We start from the raw sequence: 24,653 nt of genomic DNA on the forward strand, positions 1-24,653 counted from the left end.
AACTCTCTAAATAATTACCAGCTTTCCGTCTTTTACATCAATCCGTACTTTATCTGCCTCTCCAAGTTTTCCTGACAATAAAGTTTCTGCGAGGGGGTTTTCAATTTCTGTTTGAATGGCTCTTTTTAACGGCCGTGCGCCAAATACTGGGTCAAAGCCCGCTTCTGCAATTTTATCTAGCGCTGCACCAGAAATTTCAAATTTATAGTCCATTTCATGGAGTCGTTGACGCAAGCCTGCTAGCTGAATCTTCGCAATAGCTTTTATTTGCTCTTGTGCCAAAGAGTGGAAAACGACAATATCATCAACGCGATTAATAAATTCCGGCCTAAAATGCGCTCCCAAAACTTGCATGATGCTGTTTTTCATTTCAGCATAGTTTTCTTCCCCTGCCTGGCTTTGGATAATTTCTGAGCCTAGGTTAGAAGTCATGATAATCAGGGTATTCTTAAAATCTACTGTTCGCCCCTGTCCATCGGTTAGTCGGCCATCGTCCAAAACCTGTAACAATATGTTGAACACATCAGGGTGAGCTTTTTCTACTTCATCTAATAAAATAACAGAATACGGCTTTCTTCTCACCGCTTCAGTCAAGTAGCCACCCTCTTCATAGCCTACATAGCCTGGGGGCGCACCAACTAACCTAGCAACCGAATGCTTCTCCATAAACTCAGACATATCAATTCGGATCAAAGCATTTTCTGTATCAAACATAAAGTTTGCGAGCGCCTTGCAAAGCTCTGTCTTTCCAACCCCGGTGGGGCCTAAAAACAAAAACGATCCCGTTGGCTTTTCTGGATCAGCAAGCCCAGCTCGTGAACGGCGAATAGCATTGGAGACCGATTTAACCGCCTCTTCTTGACCCACAACCCGCTTTGCTAATACAGCTTCCATACTGACTAACTTCTCTTTCTCACTCTCTAGCATTTTAGCAACTGGAATGCCTGTCCATCGTGACAATACATCAGCAATTTCTACATCCGTGACTTTGTTTTTCAGTAGTTTATTGTCAACTGATTCTATTTCTGAGGCACTTTCTAAACGCTGCTCCAAGGCAGGAATTTTGCCGTACTGTAATTCAGACATTCGATTTAAATCTGATGCTCGTCGCGCAATTTCTAAATCCAGCTTGGCTTGTTCAAGCTCAGCTTTGATGCCTTGCGTACCCTGCATAGCATCCTTTTCACTGTGCCATATTTTTTCGAGTTCAGAGAACTTATGCTCGGCCTGCTCACGCTCGAGTTCAATAATTTCAAGGCGCTTGTGGCTAGCAGCATCCGTTTCTTTCGCAAGAGCTTGCTCTTCAAGTTTCAATTGAATGATGCGACGCTCAAGTCTGTCCATTTCTTCAGGCTTAGAGTCGATTTGCATACGAATACTTGACGCTGCCTCGTCAACAAGATCAATCGCTTTATCCGGCAGTTGACGATCGCTAATGTAGCGGTGAGACAAACTTGCTGCCGCAACAATTGCAGGGTCGGTGATGTCGACAGCGTGATGTAGCTCATATCGCTCTTTGAGACCACGTAAAATCGCAATAGTATCTTCTACACTGGGTTGATCGACTTGAACCTTTTGGAAACGGCGCTCTAGTGCCGCATCTTTTTCGATAAACTGCCGATATTCATCGAGCGTAGTTGCACCGACACAATGTAATTCGCCTCTTGCAAGCGCTGGCTTCAACATATTGCCTGCGTCCATTGCACCCTCTCCCTTGCCAGCACCGACCATAGTGTGTAACTCGTCAATGAATAGAATGACTCGCCCTTCTTCTTTTGACAATTCATTCAGGACGGCCTTCAATCGCTCTTCAAACTCACCTCTATATTTGGCACCAGCCAGCAAAGCTCCCATATCTAGTGACAAAACGCGTTTATTTTTGAGGCCTTCGGGTACTTCACCATTAATAATCCGCTGAGCGAGCCCTTCAACAATCGCCGTCTTACCAACACCCGGCTCACCAATAAGTACAGGGTTATTTTTTGTTCGCCGCTGTAAAACTTGCACAGTACGCCTAATTTCTTCATCCCGTCCTATAACTGGATCAAGGCGACCCTGCTCGGCTCGTTCGGTTAAATCAGTCGTGTATTTTTCAAGCGCTTGTCTTACGTCTTCGGCGTTTTGATCCGTGACTTTTTGTCCGCCACGCAATTTATCAATACTTTTTTCAACGGTATCCTTGGTCACAGCAAGCTGTTTGAATATACCACCCAGTGCCCCTGTGTCTTCCAATGCTGCCAAAACGAAAACTTCGGAAGTAATGAAGTCATCTTTCCTCTGTTGAGCTATTTTGTCACACATGTTTAAGGCTCGGACGGTATCTCGTCCAAGTTGAACGTCACCTGATATTCCTTGTACTTTCGGTAGTTTATCGATAGCTTCTGCCAACAGAGAGCGCAGTGAGTTCATATTGACCTGTGCAAGATCCAACAAAGGTCTCACCGTCCCGCCTTGCTGATTTAACAGCGCAGACATTAGGTGCACTGGTTCAATATATTGATGATCTCTGCCCAATGCCAAAGACTGAGCATCTGATATAGCGATTTGAAACTTACTGGTAAATTTATCGAGGCGCATGACTTTTACTCCAAATGCTTGATGCTTCAGAGATATGATTGGCTAGTGTTTATTTCAAGAGAGATAAATTTGATTTAGGTCAATTTAGGGTCTGTTGATCATTGCTGTACAAGTTTTTTACGGCAAAGATCAACAGACCCTAAGGATGAATGTTGCATTTCGTCCAGTAGACGCTTGCCCCTCATGTGTGGCCTTACGATGAGAAAAATACTGGTCATCTGCGTATGTACAATGATCGGAAACACCGATTTTGGATACACCACTCATTTGCAACTTTCTCTGGCATATCTCTTTCAAATCCAATAGGTATTTTCCATTTTTACTTTGATTACAATGAGCGTAAGAATATTTGTCAAATAGCTTTGCGACTTCCTCGCCTACTTCAAAATGCCTTTGACTGATTGCAGGACCAATCCAAACTTGAAGCTTGGTCGTGTCGTCAAAACAAGCTACTGCCTTCTCAATTATGCCATCCACCAACCCTCGCCAACCGGCATGAACCGCAGATATTTTTTTGCCATCTGTCAAAACAACGGGTAAGCAGTCAGCCGTCATCACCGCCAAAGGCATGTTGACTCTTGAAGTCAATATTCCATCCATTGGCTTTGTTAAGTCATAGTGCCCAAGGTCAAGCTCACAGAGGCGTGTAGTATGTTGCTGATTCATATAAATTGATGGCAAGGCTTTGTGTGAGAGGCTTTGAATAAAGTCATCAATCGCTTGCCTGTTTTTGGCTACTAGCTCGGGCTTATCACCAACATGATAAGCCACATTCAAGCTTTTAAAGGGAGCTTCGCTATACCCACCCAAGCATGTCGTAGTGAAACAAAGCACATTTTCAGTCAAATAAAAGTGCTTGGCAATCAAGATTAGTATTCCATTAAATCTTTATTGTCGATAACATCATTTCTCATAATCAATAGTAAACTTGAAATATCTTGCGGCAGTGGTACTTGCCAAGACATACGTTCGCCACTGACTGGATGATTAAGTGTGAGCTGTGCTGCATGCAAAGCTTGACGGTTAAAACTTCGCAACGCATCTGCAAATGAGGCATCCGCTTTTTTTGGTGGGCGCGGCCTACCACCATATTGATTGTCACCCACTAACGGATGCTTAATGTGCGTCATATGGACTCTTATTTGGTGGGTACGCCCACTTTCCAGCTTAAGACGCAAATGTGTATGTGCACGAAATTTTTCGATAACGCGATAATGTGTGACGGCAGGTTTTCCGGTCTCGCGCACAGCCATTAGGGTGCGTTTTGTAGCATGTCTGCCAATGGGCGCATCCACATATCCACCTGCAATTAAATTCCCCATCACGATCGCTTCGTATTCTCGCCCCATAGTGCGGCTTTGAAGCTGCTCAACTAAACTTGTTTGCGCTTGTAAGTTTTTAGCAACGACCATTAACCCAGTAGTGTCTTTGTCCAAGCGATGAACGATGCCCGCTCTGGCTACTTTGTCTATCTCAGGTACATGTGACAGCAGTGCGTTTAACATTGTCCCACTGGCGTTCCCCGCTCCTGGATGAACCACTAAGCCAGTAGGTTTATTGACGACCAATATATCATCATCTTCGTAAACGATATCCAGCGCAATGTTTTCTGCCTTGTTCTCCACCTTCACTTCTTGAAGCGCGGATATTACGACATTCTCCCGGCCTTTCATTTTTGTCCGAGGGATGGCTATCACTTCACCATTCACGCTAACATGATTATTTTCTATCCACTCTTTAATTTTTGAGCGAGAATATTCTTGGAACATTTCAGCTAAGCACTGGTCTAGTCTTTTATTGAATAAATGTTCGGGAATGTTTCCCGAAAGGTGGATAGTTAAGTTATTGTCTTGCATGGCACCGGCTGTTTAATCGAATTGCCGTAAGTATAGCAAGCGCAATGGCTAAATTGCAGTGATAAGTAGAGGCTGTTTATCTTTGTTTATTTTTTGTGTTGGTTCTAAAATTGGATAAGACAAGGCGTAGTGGGTGTAGTTTGGTGGCTCCAAATAAACCAACTACAACGAAGTATTATCCAATTTTAGAGCCAACCCTTCGGGCTGTGGCCATTAATTCGCCACACTGCCTCTAAATTCACTCATTTGGAACCACCAAACCACGTGAATTTAGCGTTGTTTGACGAATTAATGACCTACAGCACAAATAATAAACAAAGATAAACAGCCTCTAATAATTCACCGATTTTAAACATCGTGTAGTAGACATATATCGTGTAAACTATGTGGCTAGGTAGAAAAAATAGAATATGAGCAATTTGAACATGAAATATTGGTTGGTCGCAGTTTCAGCGTTTGCGATAACAAGTTTAACTAGCTGCAGCAATTCAAAAGATGAACAGAGAGAATTAATAGCCAATCAAGGAGCCAATGCGCTCTATAAGGAAGCTAAACAAGATTTAGATGTAGGTAATTTTACGGGAGCCGCCCAATTACTAAGCTCTATCGATTCGCGCTTTCCGTTTGGAGAATTGTCCCATCAGGTCCAGTTAGATTTGATTTACGCCTACTACAAATCAGGCAATACTGACCAAACACTAGCGACCATCGATCGTTTTGTACGTTTAAATCCAAATCACTCCGATGTTGATTACGCAATGTATATGCGTGGCTTAACAAACATGGAAAGAGATTCAAATTTATTCCAAGATCTATTTAATGTTGACCGTTCCGACCGAGATCCAAGTAGCTCAAGAGAGGCATTTGAAGATTTTCGCAGACTAGTGGAACAATATCCTGAATCAAAATACAGCGACGACGCTAAACAACGCATGGTTTCAATCAAGAACCGTCTGGCTAAATACGAAATTGCTGTAGCAAAATTTTATATGAGAAGACAAGCTTGGGTAGCCGCAGCAAACAGAGGGCGCTATGTGTTAGAGTATTATGCGGATACCACATTGACACAGCCCGCACTAGAAATAATGGTTGAAAGCTATGACCAACTCGGGCTTGAGGAATTAAAGAACAACGCGTTAAAAACGCTAAAGCTCAACTACCCAGAGAGTGTATACATTCGTAACTAAGCTAGTCTTAGATTATACGACCCTTTTGAGTTTGAAAAACGCGTGGCTAAGCGGATTAATCAGTTTAGCCCAAGCTTGAGTAAAACTCAGCGGCTCATCCAGCACACAAAAAATTAAGCAGCCATCTGCTTCCTTCGTTGAGGGCGCGTGGGTATGAGAGCCATTAAAAGTAAGTAAATCACCTTTGCTGTAGGTACTCAATCCATCATGAAATTTTCCATGCAAAACTAATATATGCTCTGTTCCTTTGTGCGAGTGTTCTGGCACGCTTCCATCAGCATCTAAATACAGAAAATAGCCGATATGATTTCCGCCCAAATTAACACCAAGTTGCCACAATTTACCTAAGTGCTTTGACCATACTCCCCGTGCATCAACAAATTTTGTTAGTGTTCTGGGTACTAAAAACTCTTTACCATCTAATCGCAGTTTTTTAGTTTCAGTCAGATGTAAGTTGTGATTTTCATTCGCTACAGTGATTGATGAAGAAAGCTGCTGATATTGGCTATCAGACCTCGGACGCGCAACTATTTCGTCCATCATCTTGGCGAGGGCTAAATCAAGTCCGAGATTGTCGAGTGACTTTGATTCTAGAGCTTTAGATTGCCGGTGTTGAGCATTTTCTGCACGAATAGCGCAACATCGGCACATGTCAATATGTGCCGATATAAGTAAAGACGCTATGGGATCTAATTTACCCGCAACAAAATCTTCGATTTCCCATTCAGAGGGGTGGTGCTTAATCATGTTCCTTTAACATGTCTTTAAGTCGCTGAAGTGCGAGTCTTGTTCTAGATTTTACCGTTCCAAGCGGAATTGCAAGCTCATCCGCTACCTCTTGCTGAGACTTCCCATCAATATAAATCGCTTCTACAACTGCTTGCTGCTTGGACGGTAAATTCTCAAAAAATTGCCCTACCTGTTCAAGTGTTATTTGCTCATCCAAAGGTGCGGCGGTGGTGTCTGCAGTTTGCTCGCACAACACTGGCCATAAGTCGTCAGAGCAAATATCTTCTTTTCTGTTTTGAAGCTTTCTTAGCATATCGAAGCGAATATTCCGCGCTATCGTAAAAATCCATGTAGAAGGGGAGCCTTTTTCAGAATTAAATAGATGTGCTTTTTGCCATACATTCGACATCGTATCCTGCACCAATTCCATAGCTAGCGCTTCATTCCCCATTTGTTTTAAGGCATAGGATCGAAGTCGTGGTGCGAAATAACCAAAGACTTTGCCGAAAGACAACTTACATCGTTTTCTTGCTACCGTGTCTAAATACATCGACATTTCAGCAGCACACTCCTTTGGTTTTACATCGTCCTTTTTTTTGTTTTCCAAGGGAATTCCAATCAACATGTCAGCATACCTTTAATAGAATAAATGGCAATTAAGCAAAGTATACAAAAATGACTATCAACTAAAAGTGAAATATATTTAATGTTAATGTAAGTTTTTTCGATGAATTAATTTAAAAAAAACCGAGTGCCTTGACGACACTATTCCATCAACTGAAAAAGATAATGCAGTACTTTCTGTGTGTCCCCAGTTTTCAAAAAATACTGTTTTTGTTCAGCCGCCACTGGCAGCAATTCTAACCAGCGGTTAATCACCCATTCGGGATCATCAAATTTTAACTCGTCGTATAAACTACTTACCTCGGGATAGTGAGAAAAAACCTCTTCCAACTTTTCATCTACCCCTGCCAAACCACTACTAGGCAGGTGCTTCTTCCAAACATCATTGGGCTCGCACTCTCCCACCCTCAGTCCGTCAAACTCAGTATGAATGTGCTTGACTAACACGCAATACTCTCCTTGCACCGTTACTCCCAATAAACCGTCATCAAGGATGTCGAAGTCAATCACCTTACAAAAGGTACCTATGGGGTGTATGTGCGTATTAGTGCTGCTTTCGCCATTGGTATTGATCATACATATCACGAATCCACTGTTTGCTTCGCAGACTTGCTTTACCATTCTTATGTAACGCGGTTCAAATATCCTAAGTGCCATCCTCCCTTGTGGCATCAAGTGAGAGGAAAGCGGAAAAAGTGGGATTTTCATTATTGCCATGTTTCCTGTTTTCCTATTCGGGCATTGATGCGTTTTTTTACTTAAATAACATGTGCTTGGATTTCTAATCGCTTAAATTAAATAATTTTAATTGATGATCTTCAAGCGAAGCGTTGTAGTAAAAAATTTACAAAAAAAGAAACTGACGCAGTAAATGAATATAATCGACAAATTTTCAATGTTTTACGTAGATCTAGCATCGATGAAAATTGATGGACTAGCCAACATCTACAGAAAAGACGTTGTATTCATCGATCCAATAGCGCAACATCAAGGTCTAGATGCCGTCGAACGATATTTCACGCGTTTATTAGGCAACGCAAAATTTTGCAAATTTACAATTCACAGTAAAGCGCAGTCAGACGAGTTCAACGCGACTGTATCGTGGACAATGTCTTATACGTCATCCAAGTTGAACAGCGGAAGACCTATTGACGTCGACGGTGTGACCGTAATAAAAATCGAGAATAATATGATTGTTTATCACCGTGACTACTATGACCTAGGCCAAATGGTATATGAACATATTCCTATTTTAGGCCGGCTCATAAGCAAGATAAAGCGAACCGTAGGATAATGGCTAGAGTATTAATCACTGGCGCTAGCTCCGGATTTGGAGAAGCGTTGGCTATCGAATTTGAAAATAGCGGACACAATGTCATTGCTTGTGGCAGAAACCAAGAAAAATTAAATGAACTGGCCAGCCAATATGCCATGGACATTAGAATCTTTGATCAAAACAACGGAAAAGAAACCGAACTTGCTTTGCGCGATGCAAGTGCTGACATTTATATTCTCAATGCGGGTACCTGCGAATATGTTGACGCCCAAAATATCGAGAGCGAACTATTTGAGCGCGTGTTCACCACAAACGTATTCGGTAATGTCAAAGTGCTACGCGCGATTTTGCCCCAATGTAAGCCTGGCGTCCAAATAATATTTGTCGATAGCCTAGCTCGTTTGCTGCCATTCACAAGAAGTCAAGCATATGGCGCAAGCAAAGCAGCACTGCATTATCTCGCGAAGAGCTTTGCCGTTGATTTAGCTAAAAAAAATATTCGTGTAAAAACGCTGTCACCTGGCTTTATAAAGACCCCTCTAACAGACAAAAACGACTTTGATATGCCGATGTGTATTAGCGCTTCAGAGGCGGCAAAATATGCATATAAGGGCATTTTTAGTGGAAAATCTAGTATATATTTTCCATTTAGATTTAGCCTTTTTCTGCGAGTTCTTGGCTTACTACCTGAATATTTTCAACACAAAATTTGTTTGAACATGCTTGGCAACAACACAGGATCCAAGAAGTGATGAAGAAAAAAATAGCCATTGTTGGAAGCGGCATTTCTGGCTTAAGTTGTGCCTATTTACTCTCACGGAGTGCTGAGGTCACGGTTTTTGAAGCAAATGACTATATTGGCGGACACACAGCGACAAAAACAGTCAGCGTTAACGGAAAAAGTTTCAACATTGACACAGGATTCATTGTGTTTAATGACTGGACGTATCCGAACTTCCTAAAGTTGATTGAACAACTAGGGGTAAGTAAGCAAGCGACAGAGATGAGTTTTAGTGTGCATAATGAAGCGACTAAAATGGAATACAACGGCAATAATCTTAACAGCTTATTTGCACAACGTAGAAATCTAATTTCCCCTCAATTTTGGCGCTTTGTGCGGGACATTTTGCGCTTCAATAAATTATGTAAGTTGGCACTTATTAATAACCAATACTCACCAGACATGACCCTTGGTGAATTCGTCCAATCCAAAGGCTTCTCCAAATTGTTTTTGAACAATTATATATTGCCAATGTGCGCCGCTATTTGGAGTGCAAGCTTGGAGCAGTCAGCAAATTTTCCCCTGCAGTTTTTTCTACAGTTTTTCAACAATCATGGCTTATTGAATATCACTAACCGTCCCCAATGGTACACGATTGTTGGAGGTTCAAATGCGTATATTCCTCCTTTAATTCAAGCGTTTAAAGACAAGCTATATCTCAATACACCAGTGAGTAGCATTGAATTCAATGAAGACGGTGTCAAGCTGACGGCAAACAATCAAACGTACCCATTTGATGAAATCATATTCGCCTGTCACAGCGACCAAGCATTAAAGATCCTCAATAAGTCTAACTGTCCAGACACATATCTGCGCAAAGTAAATGCTGTACTCGGTGCTATTCCTTACGAAACCAACAAGGTCGTTTTGCATACCGATACATCGGTACTACCTGATAGAAAACTAGCTTGGGCTAGTTGGAACTACCGTTTAAGCGGTGCAGAAAATGAGCATAGTTCACTTGCCAAAGTCTCATACAATATGAATATTTTACAAAAGTTAGACGCAACTGAGACATTCATCGTGAGTTTGAACGATGACGGCCATATCAGTGAGAACAAAATTTTGGGTGAATACCATTATGCCCACCCGCAATTTTCTCAAGCAATGGTCGCAGCACAAGGCAGAAGAAACGAAATCTGTGGAATAAATGGGATACATTTTTGTGGGGCATATTGGTACAACGGATTTCACGAAGATGGAGTGCGAAGCGCTCTAGACGTGTGTGCACGTTTTGGAGAAACACTTTGACAGCCCAATTTGAAAGTAGTCTTTACAAAGGTTGGGTGTTTCACCAACGGCTGCAACCAAAACTTCATAAGTTTTCTTACCGCATTTACTTGTGGTGGATAAAACTGGAAGAACTGGATGCATTGGCAAAGGAACTCAAACATTTTGACACCAATATTAAAAAACGCAGTTGGCTAAGGTTTTCGCTGTCGGACTATATGAACACCGACAAAAACCAACACAACGCTTCAACCCCTGAAGAACTAGAAGCACATGTTATTTCTCGAATGTCTGCGCTGGCTAATGATTCTTTGCGTGGGAGGGTATTTTTTTTAGGGCAAACTCGCACTTTTGGTAAATATTTCAGCCCCGTCAATTTTTGGTTTTTACAAAACGAAAAACAAGAATTTACCCATATGTTAGCCGAGGTATCCAACACACCATGGAACGAACGTCACCACTATCTGGTTGATTTAAACAAACAGTGTGACACGCAAAAAGCGTTTCACGTGTCACCTTTCAATCCAATGGATATGACATATAAATGGCATGTACAAACTCCGGGCAAGAATATGCGGCTGCACTTGAGCTGCCATCAGCAAAGTAAACAGTTTGAAGCAGCGATAGACATGACGAGGGAGACCTTGAGTAATGACAACTTAAGAAAAACACTGTTCTCGATTCCAAGTATGACAATTAAGACAATATTTGGAATTTATTGGCAAGCGCTAAAACTATTTGTGAAACGCGTACCTATTTATACCCATACATAGTAAAGGAAGTAGCAATGTCTCACACTGAGCAAACTTATCACGTTTCAACTAACATGACGTATTGGGAAAAGACATGCCGTTCTCTTTTCATTAGCGTGTTAAAAAAAATGCCAGCAGGATACATGGTCATCAAAGAAAATGGCGCTATTGTTGCAGAGCTCGGAAACCAGCACGACGACCTTAAAGCAGAAGTAAATGTTTTAAGCCCTGCGGCCTATCCTAGGTTATTGCTTGGAGGCAGTATTGCATCTGGTGAAACATTTACGGACAAACTTTGGGATACCCCAAACCTGACCAATGTCATTCGTATTTTTGCACGCAACCTACCAATGCTTGACAGTTGGGAACAAAAGTTCAAATGGCTGACAATGCCTCTACTCAAGCTCAAACATTTTGCCAACAGAAACAATACCACGCAAGCAAAGAACAACATTGCGGCGCACTATGATTTAGGAAATAAGCTGTATACCAAGTTTCTGGACGACAGTATGATGTATTCAGCGGCCATATACCCTGATGCAAACACATCGCTGGCAGAGGCACAACAATACAAGCTTAAAGCGATATGCGAAAAACTGCGACTGCAGCCTGAAGACCACTTGGTAGAAATTGGCACAGGATGGGGAGGCCTAGCGATATATGCGGCACAACACTATCAATGCCAAGTGACAACAACTACTATTTCTGAAGAACAATACCAATTTACAGCAAATAAAATACGTCAGCTTGGTTTAGAAAATAAAATTACGCTTCTCAAGCAAGACTACCGTTCACTACAAGGTAAATATTCAAAACTAGTATCAGTTGAAATGATAGAAGCTGTTGGAAAGGCCTTTTTACCTACTTTTTTCAAAAAATGCCAGTCCCTATTGAGCAACAATGGCATCATGCTCATTCAGTCTATCATCATCGACGACCGACGATATGACAGTTACGCAAACAGTGTCGATTTTATTCAAAAACACATTTTCCCAGGCGGTTTTCTACCATCACAATATGTGCTGAACAAACAAATTAAAAAATACACTGATATGAGTATTCGTGATGTTCATGACATAGGACTGGATTATGCACAAACACTTCGGGACTGGTTTCAAGCGTTCATGTCACAAAAAAATGCCTTAAATGAAGAGGGCTATGACGAACGCTTCATGCGAATGTGGCAATACTACTTAAACTATTGCGAAGGTGGTTTTCTAGAACGTGTAATTAGCACAGTGCAACTTGTCATGACTAAGCCAGGCTATCTTGAAGAGTTACAACGAGGATAGCAAAAACAATTGCTCTAGGGGAAACATAGCGGCTCTAAACCGCTATTGATTTATGATTCTGGCTGCGACAGAGATATGGGATCGGAGTACTTGGGCTTGCCCTGCGTAATGGCTATTTCTACTCGCCTGTTTAACGCTCTGGCTGCGGCAGTATCTTCATTACTCATAGGCTGCGTAGCTGCTTTCCCGATAACCCGCATTCTGGCTTCATCGAAGCCAGGCGCACGCCTTAACTCTTCTGCTACAGCAACCGCACGTTGTGCACTTAGATCCCAGTTAGAACTGTACAACTCATTTGATATCTGGATACCGTCACTGTGTCCAGTGATCTCAACATCCCCTGGCATATCATTAAGTAGTACGCCTAAGCGTCGAATAACTGGCACAAACTGCGGCTGTAAAAATGCTGAACCGGCAGAAAAAGAGCCATTTTCTCGAATCCTAATAATGATTTGTTGACCTAAATTTTCGACATCAACCGCACCGTCTTTTATTTCTTTTTGCAAAAGTTCTTCAACTTTCTTTTTGTTTTTTTCTTGGCGCTCTTTGTCAGCAGCAGCAGCGCCAGCCGTAGCAGTTTCATTCGCCGTTTTAGGTGACTGACCACCTCGGAAACTCCCCCGTTGTTTTTGTCTTCCGCCGGATGAGTCATCTTCACCCTCTTGAAAGTTTAGCATCGGGCGAGTGATGTCTTGAGTAACCTGTTGTATGGTTTCAATGGGTGTTGGATCAGGTTTACCGGGTCTAAATTCGAGCGCCACGACACTGGTACCTTTGGGGATATCTTTTAACTCAACTTTGTTTTGTACACCAAAAGCAAACTTCATCGAGCCTGCAATTTGCTTAAATTTTTTGACATCCATTTCTGAAAAAGAAAGCAACAATACAAAAAAGCACATCAACAAAGACATTAAGTCAGCAAATGTCCCCATCCATGCCGGTAAGCCCTCGGGAGGGCATTTGGGGCATTCTTGTTCTTCCATTATTCGGCCTCACTTGATTTGCGTTTACCTTCCGCAATATAGCCTTTGAGTACACCTTCAATAACACGGGGGTTTTGCCCATCGGCAATGCCTAAAATACCATCAAGAATCAAGCTTTGATTGAGTTTTTCTTCTCCACAACGGACTTGAAGTTTAAATGCTACGGGCAAGCAAAACAGGTTGGCAAGCATCGCACCATACAAAGTCGTGAGTAGTGCTACTGCCATTGCAGGTCCAATCGATTTAGGGTCATCCATGTTTGACAACATGGCAACCAAACCTATCAACGTACCAATCATTCCCATAGCCGGCGCGACATCTCCCATTGACTTAAAGATGACTGAGCCAGAATCATGGCGTTCTGTAGTATTTGATATATCCTTGGCCATTGTTGCTCTCACCACATCAACGTCATGACCATCGACTAACATATCCACGCCTTTTTGCATGAAAGGGTTTTCTATTTCGGCTTCTTCTAAGGCTAAAAAACCACCTTTTCGTGCGGCGTCTGCCATTTCTACGATTTTCTCTATCAGTTCTTCTGGCGCTTGAAGCTTAAAGGAAAATGCTTTTGCCACAACCTTGCCTGCCCCCAAAAACTGGGACATGGGGTATTGCATTAATACGACAAAAATCGAACCGCCAAATACAATAAGCACCGATGGAACATTGAAGAAAATAGTAATATCTCCTCCCAGAATCATCGCCATGACGACGAATCCTAGTGCGCCTAAAAATCCGACAAGGGTTGCTAAATCCACTGAAAACTCCTAAAAATTTTAATGCTTTGCAGTCAAAAAGGTGTAACAGACTCTACAGAAGTTAACGGCAAGCCCTAGCAATCCTTTATTAAAAAGAAAACTCCCGCAAACAACTCTGCAACAGGCAATGGACTGCGCGCTCACGCGTCATTTTTAAATTGAATTTACAGGCGGGTTTAGGTATCGTTCAGTCCAGTTTTTTATTGTGAAAAGACACGCTATCTAAATTATGAACACCGACAACCTTTCTTTTGAACAAGCCATGCAGGAATTAGAGCAAATTGTGTCTCAAATGGAACAAGGCGATATTAGTTTAGAGGCCTCACTTAAAAGCTTCGAGCGTGGTATTTCTCTTGCTCGACATAGCCAATCCTTGCTAAACAAAGCAGAACAAAAAGTAAAAATACTGACCAGCAATGGTATTGATGAAAACTTGCAAGATTTCACTGCTCACGACTAGGTTCTTATGAGTGAAACCTTAGCATTGCTGCAAGATGAAACTAACGCGGCCTTAAAACGCAGTTTTGAAAGCTTAGCTTCTAACCTTCAATATACCGATTCATACTTATTGCAGGCTGTTTCTTATTCGTTGTTAAATGGCGGAAAAAGAATGCGTCCACTATTACTGCGTCTGACGGGTAAAATGTTATCCGCAGATACCCAAGATTTAAACGTTGCAGCCTTGGCATTAGAATGTATTCATGCGTATTCATTAGTTCACGACGATTTACCAGCTATGGACGACGATGCACTGCGTCGCGGGAAGCCAACTTGCCACATTCAATTTAACGAAGCGACGGCGATATTGGCAGGAGATGCTTTACAATCGATGGCTTTCGAATGTCTCAGCTCAATGCCGATGAGCGAGTATGGAGAGAGTAAGCGAGCTAAACTGGTTGCCATTTTATCAAGAGCAGCCGGTATTAGAGGTATGTGCCAAGGGCAAAGCCTAGACTTACTCGCGACAGATAAAGCTATTTCTTTAGAACAACTGAGTGAGTTACACAGACTAAAGACGGGTGCTTTAATTGAATCAGCGGTCAGTATGGCAAGCTGTTTGTCTCCACAAGCTAGTGAAGAAACCGATGAACACTTACGCAAGTATGCAAGAGCAATTGGCCTCGCTTTTCAAATTCAAGATGACATACTCGATGTAACATCTGATACCCTAACACTAGGTAAACCTCAGGGGTCTGATGTCGAAAATAACAAATCTACCTTTGTCACACATTTAGGTTTGCAAGGTGCAAAAGAAGCCTTAAAGACACAGTATCAAGAAGCACTACAAGCATTAACGCAATTGCCTTACAATACCGAAGATTTACGGTGTTTTACTGACTATATGGTCGCCAGAATTCATTGATTCTGGTCACCGTTCAACAAGATATTAAATAAGACAAAAAAGCATGACCCTAGATTTATCACAGTATCCGCATTTAGCCCTTGCCAATACGCCCAAAGAACTTCGGCAATTGTCAAAACATCAGCTAAATAAAATAGCCAAAGAGCTTCGGCTATTTCTACTTAACTGTGTAAGTCAAAGTAGCGGTCACTTCGCTTCTGGCTTGGGTACAGTAGAACTGACCGTCGCCCTACACTACGTCTACAATACCCCCTTTGATCGCTTAGTTTGGGACGTGGGTCACCAAGCATACCCGCACAAAATACTCACCGGTCGTAGAGACCGCATGACTACTATTCGTCAAAAAGAAGGCTTACACCCTTTTCCTTGGCCGCCTGAAAGTGAGTACGATACTTTTGCCGTAGGGCATTCCTCTACCTCCATCAGTGCCGCACTCGGTATGGCCATTGCGGCGAAAAAAGAAAATAAGGGCAGGAAGGTCGTAGCGGTTATCGGAGACGGAGCGATGACAGCGGGTTTAGCTTTTGAAGCATTAAACCACGGAGGTGACATTAACGAAGACTTGCTGGTCGTGTTAAACGACAATGAAATGTCGATTTCAGAAAATGTGGGCGCGTTAAATAGTCACCTCACTCGGCTACTCACAGGCTCCCTCTTTAACTCTTTTCGAGACGGCAGTAAAAAGCTACTTAGTAACGTTCCACCAATCAAAGAACTCGCTAGTCGTGCCGAAGAACACATTAAAGGCATGGTTGCACCTGGTACAATATTTGAGGAACTCGGTTTTCACTATGCCGGTCCAATAGACGGGCACGATGTCACTACCCTGGTCGATACCTTAAGCAACATGCGAAAAATGACGGGACCGAAACTTTTGCATGTTGTCACTCGCAAAGGCAAAGGATACGAAAAAGCGGAACAAGATCCGATTAAATGGCATGCGGTACCTAAGTTTGACCACACGACTGAAAAGTTTCCTGAGAGTAAACCTGGTAAACCCACTTTTTCCGCAATTTTTGGAAACTGGCTATGCGACATGGCTGAACTTGATCCAGATCTAGTCGCAATCACGCCTGCAATGCGCGAAGGCTCGGGTATGGTAAGGTTTTCACAACGCTTTCCTGAGCAGTACATCGACGTTGCCATTGCTGAGCAACATGCAGTTACCTTAGCCGCTGGGTTAGCAAGAGAAGGCAAGCATGCCATTGTAGCAATATACTCGACTTTTCTGCAGCGCGCGTACGATCAACTTATTCACGATGTTGCCTTGCAAAATCTACCCGTATTATTTGCTATTGATCGCGCAGGAATAGTGGGCGCGGATGGACCAACACACCAAGGTGCATTTGATATCGCATTTTTGCGCTGTATACCCAATATGATCATCATGACGCCGTCTGATGAAGCAGAATGTCGAAATATGCTGTTCACTGGACATAAGGAAAATTCCCCCGTCGCAGTGCGTTATCCTAGAGGCGCAGGTATTGGCGTAGCGCCAGAAAAAACAATGACTCAAGTTGAAATCGGTAAGTCAAGAACCCTCAAAGAAGGTAAAAAGATTGCTATTTTAAACTTCGGCACATTGATAAGTGAGGCAAAGAAAGCAGCGAATCAACTGGATGCGACATTAATCGATATGCGCTTTGTAAAACCCATTGATACAGAAGCGGTTCTCAATGCGGCTGATACTCATGATCTGATTGTTACTTTAGAAGATGCCGCTGTAACAGGGGGCGCTGGCGCAGCCGTTCAACAATGCTTGACTGAACACAAGATCCTCGCGCATGTGCTTTGCCTTGGACTACCAGATAAATTTATTATGCAAGGCACGCAACAAGAAATGTATACCGAACTTGGCATTGATGCTAACGGAATTGTTGAATCGATTAAAAACTTCTAGTAGCTCTTGAAAGCTCTGTATCGAATACTCTCTAGGAAATAGTCTATAAATTGGTCTACTGGCAAAGTACTTGCTTGTATTTTAAGCACAAACAAAATGACGAAAAATCGTCACTATCTCTATATCACTAGATTTGTCTTAAATCAGGAAAGTCAATGAAGAAGCTAGCTGTATTATTTGCGCTATCTGCGTGTTTTTGCGTAAATGCCAATCCATATGAATCGATCGCGAATGCTATCAATATAGATAGTGACGGACTTGTACAAATAGAATTATTGGCTTTGGATGATGATTCAGCGGAATGCATTGATACGGGTTTGTATTTTAACCTGAATAGTGCTGCAAGTGAGGTTTGGCTTGACACGATTATCCTATCAAGACAAAGCAACCAACTTTTAAACTTTACTTTTGAAGAGTCTAGCTGTGAACTCACTCAACTCGGCTTACCTCAAATTTATACCGATAGCGAGAATACCCCAAGTTTAGGCCCCTTAACCGAAACCGGTTTATACGGAAATGTGGCGCTAATTGGCACAAATGGCATCGACGAAACGAGTATAACATCTAACAGTCACTACAAGCGAGACGTCGCTGCGGCTGCTTTCGATGGCTATCTATATACTCAAAAAACCAATGATGACGCAGGCGATCGTGTTGCTCGGGGAATTTGGTTGGCTCCTTTGGAGGAAGATGAAGCAGACCTAGATTTGAGCCCCACAATTACCGTCGACTTCCAGCTTGCTGTCGAGCTAAAAGGCATAGGCATCTTTATCAATCAACAGTCTCTGAGCCTAGGAAGATTGCCACGTCAAATGGCGATATCTGTCTCGCAAGATGGTCAGAATTTTGAACCATTGGTTGTTCACAACCTACAAAATAAAGAAGACAATATGTTTGAACTTCCTCAAAACACAAAGTTCCGTTACTTTAAAATGCAGTTTATTCAAAACTTTGGCGATGCAAAATTTGTTGAGGTCGATGAAATAGAGTTTTATCAGTAATAAGGAATTTCGATAAGCTTTTGCAGACGGTTTTATGAATAGATATCTAAATAAATTGATACCCGTAGTTGTCGCAGTCTTATTCGGGTCGTTGATTGCTTTTCTCGGCAGCTACATTACAGGATATACCGCAGCGCTGGTGATGCCAGTTTATTTCGCAAGTTTTATGATTTTATGGGATATCGTAGTCATTCAGTTTTTGGGTTTCGGGTTAATCACGATTTTAACTGTGACCACTTATGTAAGATATTTTTGTAAATCATACATTAACGCAGTTTTCGTAATATTTATTTCTTGTCAATTTGTTCTCAACTTCCCATTTACACAATCTATTTATTGGATTAATTTTGGGCTAATTTTCGCAATAGTAAATCTAAGCTATCTGTCGACTCGATTATTGACAAGAAAACAATACTACCAACAACACCTTTTAAGTATCATTAAATAAAATCAATCCACAACATCAATTGCATAAAGATGCAGGCAAAAGCGCCCGCAATCAAATCATCTAGCATGATGCCAGTACCGCCATGTACATGTTTGTCAAAAAAGCTAATGGGCCATGGCTTCAAAATATCAAAAAATCTAAAAAGAACAAAACCAATTAATATATTTATCCATGTCAATGGTAAAAACAAAAATGTCACAAGCATGCCTGCAATTTCATCCCAAACGATAGACCCGTGGTCATGCAGTTCCAAGGCTTCAGAGGTTTTCCCACAAAACCGAACACCTGACAAGCAAACGACAAAGGTTACCAATAGATACCATTCTATGCTGACATACGATAACAAAATTAAGATAGGGATAGCTGCGAGAGAGCCAAAAGTGCCGGGCATAAATGGGATCAAACCCGATCCAAAGCCCAAGCCCAAAAAGTGATCAGGATTTTTTAAGGAGACTTTAGCGCGTAGTTGAGGTTCCATAATAATCTAGTTTCCCCCAGACATACTCAATAACAGCTGCCTAAAAGTGTTGATAACCGCGCTGCAGTGTTTCAGGCAATTCATACTCTTTGTCATCCAATCGCAGATCTACTTTCCCATTTGCGCCTGTCACTTGACCAATGCAAGTACACGGAATATTGTAGCTAGCCATAGCTGATTCTACACTGACCCTGTGTACCTCGGGAACAGTAAACAATAATTCATAATCATCGCCTCCGGTGCAAGCGTAGCCCAAGGCCTGATCCAAATGAGGAACAGTCGAACCCAGAGCCCTTGAAATGGGTAGGCGATCGAGGTGTAAAATTACGCCCACACCCGAAGCCTCGACGATGTGTTGCATGTCTTGCAGTAAACCATCTGACACATCGATACAAGAGGATGCCAATCTTCTTAAGGTTTGTCCGGCTAGTATTCTCGGTGTGGGGAAATAGTGTCGGTTAACAAGGGCATGCTTGTGAGTAGGATCAGCGGCTTCCAACTTACCTAAAAGTATATCCAAACCGGCTGATGCATCACCCAGGGTGCCAGTAACAAACACCCAATCACCTGGTTTGGCACTGGAACGAGTCAAGGTGCTGTCTGACGGAACAAAGCCTTGCGCCGTTATTGTAATAGCCAAGCTACCTTTGACGGTGTCACCACCAATAAGCTGTACCGAAAAATACTCAGTTAATTCTTTAATTTTGTCCGAAAAAGCACGAAGCCAAATTTCGTCGGCCTTTGGGATAGATAACGACAAATTAATCCATGCAGGCTCAGCACCCATTGCGGCTAAATCACTTAGATTTACTGCCATAGCTTTGTGGGCAATTGCGGATGGCTGACTTTCCTTTAAAAAATGAACAGATTCCAGCAAAGTGTCTGTGGTGGTGGCTAAAAGTTGCCCTTCTGGGATCTGCGTTATGGCCGCATCATCACCAATGCCAATCAGCACGTCTTTGCGCTGGTTGTCGGATGTTTGAAAATACTGCTTGATCAGACTAAATTCGTTCAAAACTACTTTCTTTCGTCTTTACGAAGTGTTTTCACGGCTTTATCTAAAGCACCGTTTATAAACTTATGACTTTCTTCGGCACCATAAATTTTAGCCAGCTCGATCGCTTCGTTTATCACGACTTTGTAAGGAATATCGAGACGTTCGACTAATTCAAAAGTAGCCATGCGTAGAATAGTTTTTTCGATTGGGTCGAGCTCATTGGGTAATCGACCTAGATAGGGCTTAATAGCTTGATCAAGCACCTCAACATCCTCGGCTACACCCTCCAATAGAACCTTGAAATAACCCATATCGATTTTGGTCATATCATTGGTAGTGGCCAAGTGTAATTCGATTTGCTTGATATCATTGCCGCTCATCAACCAACTGTACAACGCTTGAACGGCGAGCTCTCTCGCCTTTTTTCTGGCTTGTGGCTTCACTATAGAGCCTCGTCAATAGCAGCCATGACATTTACCATTTCAAGCGCAGAGTGCGCAGCTTCAGCGCCTTTGTTCCCTGCTTTTGTGCCCGAGCGCTCAATTGCTTGCTCGATGCTGTCAGTAGTGATAACGCCAAATGCTACTGGTATCGTCGCATCCAAGGCGACTTGAGCCAAGCCTTTGTTACACTCACCCGCAACAAAGTCAAAGTGCGGAGTACCGCCACGAATAACTGCGCCTAGCGCAATAACCGCATCAAACTGCCCTTTTTCGACGAGTTTTTTTGTCACTACGGGTAGCTCATAAGCGCCAGGCACTCTTACTAGCGTAATATCATCAGGATTGACTTCTCCATGCCTTTCTAATGTATCAAGCGCACCTTCGACCAAGCTTTCAACAACAAAACTATTGAATCTGGCGACAACCACAGCAAACTTTTTACCTGTAGCACGAATATTACCTTCGATTATGTTCATAGATTAGTCTCCTGATAAAAACGGCGCGAAGTATAGCACATCTGCGCTGGATGCCAGCTTATTTTTAATACTCAATCGGATATATACTCGACAACTTCTAGGCCATATCCGGATAAAGCAGAGTATTTAATTGGTTTGCTCAACAAACGCATTTTCTGAATACCTAGTGAGGCGAGAATTTGGCTGCCGACACCAACAGTGCGTGATGACCCTTGCCAAGTTTTAGCTTTACCTGCAGCGCCGGAATCTTCAGCTTCAAATTGCTTTACCTGACCAATAAGATCTTCTTTTTTACCCAGTAAAAGCAATACACCGTTTTCGTCGTGAATTCGTTGCATCGCTTTTTGCAAGGACATAGAACGATTTATTGATCGCGTTGATCCCAATAAATCACTTAAAGTATTAAGCAGGTGTACTCTGACGAGCGTGGGCGAATCGGGTGTGATTTCCCCTTTTTTGAGCGCAAAGTGTAACTGGTTGTCAATCACATCTTTAAATGTAATCAGCTCAAACTCACCCACAGCAGTCGGTAGCTTACAAGTCGCCACCTGCTCAATCGTTGTTTCGTTTAGATTGCGGTATTCAATTAAGTCTGCAATCGTACCGATTTTCAATCCATGCTTGTGCGCAAAAGCTTCTAGCTCGGGGCGTCTCGCCATACTGCCATCTTCGTTCAATATTTCAACAATAACAGCAGCAGGTTCACAACCTGCCATTCGAGCAAGATCAACACCTGCCTCCGTATGTCCAGCTCGGTTTAATACACCGCCTTCTTTTGCCACCAAGGGAAAAATATGACCTGGCTGAACAATGTCATCGGCAACGGCATTTCTATTAACTGCAGCAAGTATTGTTGTTGCGCGATCAGCTGCGGATATACCTGTCGTCACACCCTCTGCAGCTTCAATAGACACAGTAAAGTTTGTTGAAAACTGCGCCCCGTTGTTGTCGACCATCAAAGGTAACTTAAGTGCCTTACAGCGCTCTCGCGTCATCGGTAAGCAAACTAAGCCGCGAGCATGAGTAACCATAAAGTTGATGGCTTCAGGTGTCACATGCTCAGCAGCCATGATGATATCACCTTCATTTTCGCGGTCTTCATCGTCCATCAGAATGACCATTTTACCAAGCTTAATGTCTTCTATTATTTCTGCGGTACTATTTAACGCCATTTGATTCTCTTATTTTAAATACCCGTGTTTTGCTAAAAAAGCTAAACTAATATCTGACTCTGCCACTTCCGAAGCTTTTTCACCCAATAGAAGTCTTTCTAAATAACGCGCCACGAGGTCTACTTCTAGGTTTACTCTCGTACCCGCTTTGTAATCTCCAATTGTGGTCTCTTGCAAAGTGTGTGGAATCAGCCAGAGCATAAATGCTGCTCCTTTCACTTGATTCACAGTAAGGCTGACACCATCCACCGTAATTGATCCCTTGTGAGCAATATATTTTGCAAGCTCGTCTGGTGCTTTTACCCAAATTTCGACGTAACGACTGTGATCGGTAACGGATACCACTTCACCCACACCATCCACATGCCCAGACACAATATGTCCACCAAATCGGGTATCAGGACGCATGGCCTTTTCCAAGTTGACGCTACTGCCAGTTCGATAATGAGCAAATCCGGTATGCTTGATTGTTTCTTCGGACACATCTGCAGCGTAATAATCTGCTCCAACATCAACAACCGTCAAACAAACGCCGTTTGTGGCAATGCTATCCCCGAGTTTTACATCTGACATATCGAGTGTATTTGTATTTACAACTAAACGAATATCCGAACCATTATTAAATAATCGCTTAATTGTGCCTTTTGCTTCAATAATTCCAGTAAACATAGATTAAGATCTGTCGGTCTTGTTTGTTGAATCCAATTTGATTCTATATTTTACATCATTACCCACGCGAGTAATGCTCGAAAATGGCGCCGATATTGCTTTTTTTAAATCAGTCAGTTCAGGTAATACTAACAAATCTCTACCTTTATCACCCAAAATAAGGGGTGCCTGATATACAATGAGCTCATCTATCAAACCTTCTGACAAAAGAGCGCCACACAAGGACGCGCCAGCCTCCACCCATACCAAGTTAATGTGCTCTTCTATCGCTAAGTACTGCAATGCTTCATGTAGGTCTACGTGCTCACCAACTGATTTTATTTGGTGTTGCCGTGTACCGGGTAAGGATACAAGAGATTGATTTTCTTTGAGATTAAATACCAAATTCTGGTTTCCGTCCTTGAATAACTGAAATTGTGACGATAGTCGATTCTTGCCATCAATAATGACTCGAAGAGCTTGTTTTCCTCTGTAGTTAAAAGCACTTTGAGTGGCTGGTTCTAAGCTGTCACTTCTTACTGTTAATCGAGGGTCGTCGCTTATTACCGTATTGGCACCAGTTAATATGGCACACGCTCTTGCTCGCTCAACTTGCACATCCTCGCGAGCGGCTTCGCTTGTGATCCATTGGCTCTTACCATTTGCTAAGGCAGTTTTACCATCCAAACTACAAGCGAGTTTAGCAATGAGGTATGGGCGTTTTTTTTGCATTCTATTGAAAAAAGCGACATTGACTTTTTTGGCTTTTTGCTCGAGCACGCCAAGCGTCACATTGACATTTGCGTCTTTCAGCATGTTCACACCTCGGCCAGACACCAAAGGATTGGGATCTGTGCAGGCTATGACTACCCTTTGGACGCCCGCTTCGATCAGTGCCTGCGTGCAAGGTCCAGTTCTCCCCGTGTGCGAGCAGGGCTCCAAGGTTACGTATACATCGGCACCTTGCGCATTTTCTCCTGCTGAACGTAAGGCATGTATCTCTGCGTGAGGCTCACCCGCCTTTTTATGGTAGCCCTCACCGACTATTTTGTTGTTTTTAACAATTACACAACCAACTTGAGGGTTTGGCGTAGTCGAATACTGGCCTTTCTTTGCTAAAGAAATAGCATAGGCCATATATTTGGCATCATCGATTGCGTTCATACACACTTATTGCCTAGGTTAGTCATCTGATAAACGTGCAATTTCTTCGCCAAATTCTTTAACATCTGCAAATGAGCGATACACTGAAGCGAACCTTACATATGCAACCTTATCTAACATCTTCAAGTGTTGCATGATAAGTTCCCCGATAAACTCGCTTTTTAACTCTCTCTCACCAGTTGCACGCAAAGCTGATTTAATTTGATTGATGCATTTTTCGATTGATTCTGCGCTAACAGGACGCTTTTCCAGTGCCCTCTCGATACCGGCTCTAAGTTTATGTTCATTAAAAGGTTCGCGAGTGTTATCGCGTTTAATAACCCCGGGAAGCACAAGCTCTGCCGCTTCGAAGGTGGTAAAACGCTCGTTACACACTGTGCATTGGCGTCTTCTGCGAACCTGCGCGCCATCGGATACCAAGCGAGAGTCAATCACCTTGGTCTCTTGCTGTGAACAAAATGGACAGAACATTAATCGCTCCAATAAAAAACAAAAGAGTCGGAACAAGTCCGACT

Annotated in this window: 26 protein-coding genes; 10 read left to right on the top strand and 16 right to left on the bottom strand. The window is 42.6% G+C overall.

Annotation, left to right across the window (positions count from 1 at the left end; translation table 11 throughout):
* Positions 1 to 6: 6 nt before the first annotated feature.
* From clpB to rluD, 3 genes are all read right to left on the bottom strand, one after another.
* Complete coding sequence (gene clpB, locus ACFOHL_RS10595; protein WP_376920205.1) at positions 7 to 2,577, bottom strand: ATP-dependent chaperone ClpB; 2,571 nt, start codon at positions 2,575 to 2,577, stop codon at positions 7 to 9.
* 129 nt (positions 2,578 to 2,706) lie between these two features.
* Positions 2,707 to 3,444, bottom strand: a complete 738-nt coding sequence (gene pgeF / locus ACFOHL_RS10600; RefSeq protein WP_376920206.1) for a peptidoglycan editing factor PgeF — start codon at positions 3,442 to 3,444, stop codon at positions 2,707 to 2,709.
* A gap of 2 nt (positions 3,445 to 3,446) precedes the next feature.
* A complete protein-coding gene (gene rluD / locus ACFOHL_RS10605; protein ID WP_376920207.1) occupies positions 3,447 to 4,433 on the bottom strand; it encodes a 23S rRNA pseudouridine(1911/1915/1917) synthase RluD in 987 nt (328 codons plus the stop codon).
* A gap of 425 nt (positions 4,434 to 4,858) precedes the next feature.
* Here rluD and ACFOHL_RS10610 point away from each other — a divergent pair, with 425 nt between their 5' ends.
* Positions 4,859 to 5,620, top strand: coding sequence for an outer membrane protein assembly factor BamD (locus tag ACFOHL_RS10610; protein ID WP_376920208.1), 762 nt, complete (start codon positions 4,859 to 4,861; stop codon positions 5,618 to 5,620).
* Positions 5,621 to 5,632: 12 nt separating this feature from the next.
* Here the strand turns inward: ACFOHL_RS10610 and ACFOHL_RS10615 are convergent, their stop codons facing one another.
* From ACFOHL_RS10615 to ACFOHL_RS10625, 3 genes are all read right to left on the bottom strand, one after another.
* Positions 5,633 to 6,367: a ChrR family anti-sigma-E factor gene (locus ACFOHL_RS10615; RefSeq protein WP_376920209.1), complete on the bottom strand. Its 735-nt coding sequence runs from the start codon at positions 6,365 to 6,367 to the stop codon at positions 5,633 to 5,635.
* Entirely contained in the window at positions 6,360 to 6,974 is a 615-nt protein-coding gene (locus ACFOHL_RS10620; RefSeq protein WP_376920210.1) for a sigma-70 family RNA polymerase sigma factor, read from the bottom strand. Before ACFOHL_RS10620 ends, ACFOHL_RS10615 begins: the two co-directional genes overlap by 8 nt.
* Before the next feature lie 140 nt (positions 6,975 to 7,114).
* Positions 7,115 to 7,690, bottom strand: a complete 576-nt coding sequence (locus ACFOHL_RS10625; protein WP_376920211.1) for an LON peptidase substrate-binding domain-containing protein — start codon at positions 7,688 to 7,690, stop codon at positions 7,115 to 7,117.
* 154 nt (positions 7,691 to 7,844) lie between these two features.
* On the opposite strand from ACFOHL_RS10625, the gene ACFOHL_RS10630 reads away from it, so the two are divergent.
* From ACFOHL_RS10630 to ACFOHL_RS10650, 5 genes are read left to right on the top strand one after another with little or no spacing between them, the layout of a single operon-like run.
* The gene (locus tag ACFOHL_RS10630; protein WP_376920212.1) at positions 7,845 to 8,267 is read left to right on the top strand and encodes a nuclear transport factor 2 family protein; all 423 of its coding nucleotides are present in this window, start codon (positions 7,845 to 7,847) and stop codon (positions 8,265 to 8,267) included.
* A complete protein-coding gene (locus tag ACFOHL_RS10635; protein WP_376920213.1) occupies positions 8,267 to 9,001 on the top strand; it encodes an SDR family NAD(P)-dependent oxidoreductase in 735 nt (244 codons plus the stop codon). The genes ACFOHL_RS10630 and ACFOHL_RS10635 overlap by 1 nt, the downstream gene beginning before the upstream one ends.
* A complete protein-coding gene (locus ACFOHL_RS10640) occupies positions 9,001 to 10,281 on the top strand; it encodes an NAD(P)/FAD-dependent oxidoreductase (RefSeq protein ID WP_376920214.1) in 1,281 nt (426 codons plus the stop codon). The genes ACFOHL_RS10635 and ACFOHL_RS10640 overlap by 1 nt, the downstream gene beginning before the upstream one ends.
* Positions 10,278 to 11,033 carry a DUF1365 domain-containing protein gene (locus ACFOHL_RS10645; protein ID WP_376920215.1) on the top strand — a complete coding sequence of 252 codons (756 nt, stop codon included), beginning with the start codon at positions 10,278 to 10,280 and terminating at the stop codon, positions 11,031 to 11,033. Before ACFOHL_RS10640 ends, ACFOHL_RS10645 begins: the two co-directional genes overlap by 4 nt.
* Positions 11,034 to 11,047: 14 nt before the next feature.
* Positions 11,048 to 12,304 carry a class I SAM-dependent methyltransferase gene (locus tag ACFOHL_RS10650; RefSeq protein ID WP_376920216.1) on the top strand — a complete coding sequence of 419 codons (1,257 nt, stop codon included), beginning with the start codon at positions 11,048 to 11,050 and terminating at the stop codon, positions 12,302 to 12,304.
* Between the two features lie 50 nt (positions 12,305 to 12,354).
* On the opposite strand, the gene ACFOHL_RS10655 is transcribed toward ACFOHL_RS10650, so the two are convergent.
* Both ACFOHL_RS10655 and pomA read right to left on the bottom strand, forming a co-directional pair.
* Positions 12,355 to 13,287 (bottom strand): flagellar motor protein MotB, encoded by a 933-nt coding sequence (locus tag ACFOHL_RS10655; protein ID WP_376920217.1) that lies wholly within the window; start codon positions 13,285 to 13,287, stop codon positions 12,355 to 12,357.
* A complete protein-coding gene (gene pomA / locus ACFOHL_RS10660; RefSeq protein WP_376920218.1) occupies positions 13,287 to 14,048 on the bottom strand; it encodes a flagellar motor protein PomA in 762 nt (253 codons plus the stop codon). The genes ACFOHL_RS10655 and pomA overlap by 1 nt, the downstream gene beginning before the upstream one ends.
* 229 nt (positions 14,049 to 14,277) lie before the next feature.
* Between pomA and ACFOHL_RS10665 the strand changes: the two genes are divergently transcribed.
* The 4 genes from ACFOHL_RS10665 to ACFOHL_RS10680 all read left to right on the top strand — a co-directional run bounded on the left by ACFOHL_RS10665 (position 14,278) and on the right by ACFOHL_RS10680 (position 18,312).
* Positions 14,278 to 14,508, top strand: a complete 231-nt coding sequence (locus ACFOHL_RS10665; RefSeq protein ID WP_376920219.1) for an exodeoxyribonuclease VII small subunit — start codon at positions 14,278 to 14,280, stop codon at positions 14,506 to 14,508.
* A gap of 6 nt (positions 14,509 to 14,514) precedes the next feature.
* Entirely contained in the window at positions 14,515 to 15,411 is an 897-nt protein-coding gene (locus ACFOHL_RS10670; RefSeq protein WP_376920220.1) for a polyprenyl synthetase family protein, read from the top strand.
* 43 nt (positions 15,412 to 15,454) lie between these two features.
* Positions 15,455 to 17,311, top strand: coding sequence for a 1-deoxy-D-xylulose-5-phosphate synthase (gene dxs, locus ACFOHL_RS10675; RefSeq protein ID WP_376920221.1), 1,857 nt, complete (start codon positions 15,455 to 15,457; stop codon positions 17,309 to 17,311).
* Between the two features lie 155 nt (positions 17,312 to 17,466).
* Positions 17,467 to 18,312, top strand: a complete 846-nt coding sequence (locus tag ACFOHL_RS10680; RefSeq protein WP_376920222.1) for a discoidin domain-containing protein — start codon at positions 17,467 to 17,469, stop codon at positions 18,310 to 18,312.
* 440 nt (positions 18,313 to 18,752) lie between these two features.
* Here ACFOHL_RS10680 and ACFOHL_RS10685 read toward each other — a convergent pair whose 3' ends face one another.
* From ACFOHL_RS10685 to nrdR, 8 genes are all read right to left on the bottom strand, one after another.
* Complete coding sequence (locus ACFOHL_RS10685) at positions 18,753 to 19,238, bottom strand: phosphatidylglycerophosphatase A family protein (protein ID WP_376920223.1); 486 nt, start codon at positions 19,236 to 19,238, stop codon at positions 18,753 to 18,755.
* A gap of 40 nt (positions 19,239 to 19,278) precedes the next feature.
* Complete coding sequence (gene thiL / locus ACFOHL_RS10690; RefSeq protein ID WP_376920224.1) at positions 19,279 to 20,253, bottom strand: thiamine-phosphate kinase; 975 nt, start codon at positions 20,251 to 20,253, stop codon at positions 19,279 to 19,281.
* 2 nt (positions 20,254 to 20,255) lie between these two features.
* Entirely contained in the window at positions 20,256 to 20,678 is a 423-nt protein-coding gene (gene nusB / locus ACFOHL_RS10695) for a transcription antitermination factor NusB (protein WP_376920225.1), read from the bottom strand.
* Positions 20,678 to 21,154, bottom strand: coding sequence for a 6,7-dimethyl-8-ribityllumazine synthase (gene ribH, locus ACFOHL_RS10700; protein ID WP_376920226.1), 477 nt, complete (start codon positions 21,152 to 21,154; stop codon positions 20,678 to 20,680). Before ribH ends, nusB begins: the two co-directional genes overlap by 1 nt.
* 71 nt (positions 21,155 to 21,225) lie before the next feature.
* The gene (gene ribBA / locus ACFOHL_RS10705) at positions 21,226 to 22,326 is read right to left on the bottom strand and encodes a bifunctional 3,4-dihydroxy-2-butanone-4-phosphate synthase/GTP cyclohydrolase II (protein WP_376920227.1); all 1,101 of its coding nucleotides are present in this window, start codon (positions 22,324 to 22,326) and stop codon (positions 21,226 to 21,228) included.
* Between the two features lie 9 nt (positions 22,327 to 22,335).
* Positions 22,336 to 22,995, bottom strand: a complete 660-nt coding sequence (locus ACFOHL_RS10710; protein WP_376920228.1) for a riboflavin synthase — start codon at positions 22,993 to 22,995, stop codon at positions 22,336 to 22,338.
* A gap of 3 nt (positions 22,996 to 22,998) precedes the next feature.
* On the bottom strand, positions 22,999 to 24,138 hold the full coding sequence (gene ribD, locus ACFOHL_RS10715; protein WP_376920229.1) for a bifunctional diaminohydroxyphosphoribosylaminopyrimidine deaminase/5-amino-6-(5-phosphoribosylamino)uracil reductase RibD: 1,140 nt from the start codon (positions 24,136 to 24,138) through the stop codon (positions 22,999 to 23,001).
* 18 nt (positions 24,139 to 24,156) lie between these two features.
* The gene (gene nrdR / locus ACFOHL_RS10720; RefSeq protein WP_376920230.1) at positions 24,157 to 24,609 is read right to left on the bottom strand and encodes a transcriptional regulator NrdR; all 453 of its coding nucleotides are present in this window, start codon (positions 24,607 to 24,609) and stop codon (positions 24,157 to 24,159) included.
* Positions 24,610 to 24,653 lie beyond the last annotated feature (44 nt).

It is taken from the genome of Agaribacter flavus (assembly GCF_042646125.1).
GTDB classification, from domain to species: Bacteria; Pseudomonadota; Gammaproteobacteria; order Enterobacterales; family Alteromonadaceae; genus Glaciecola; species Glaciecola flavus.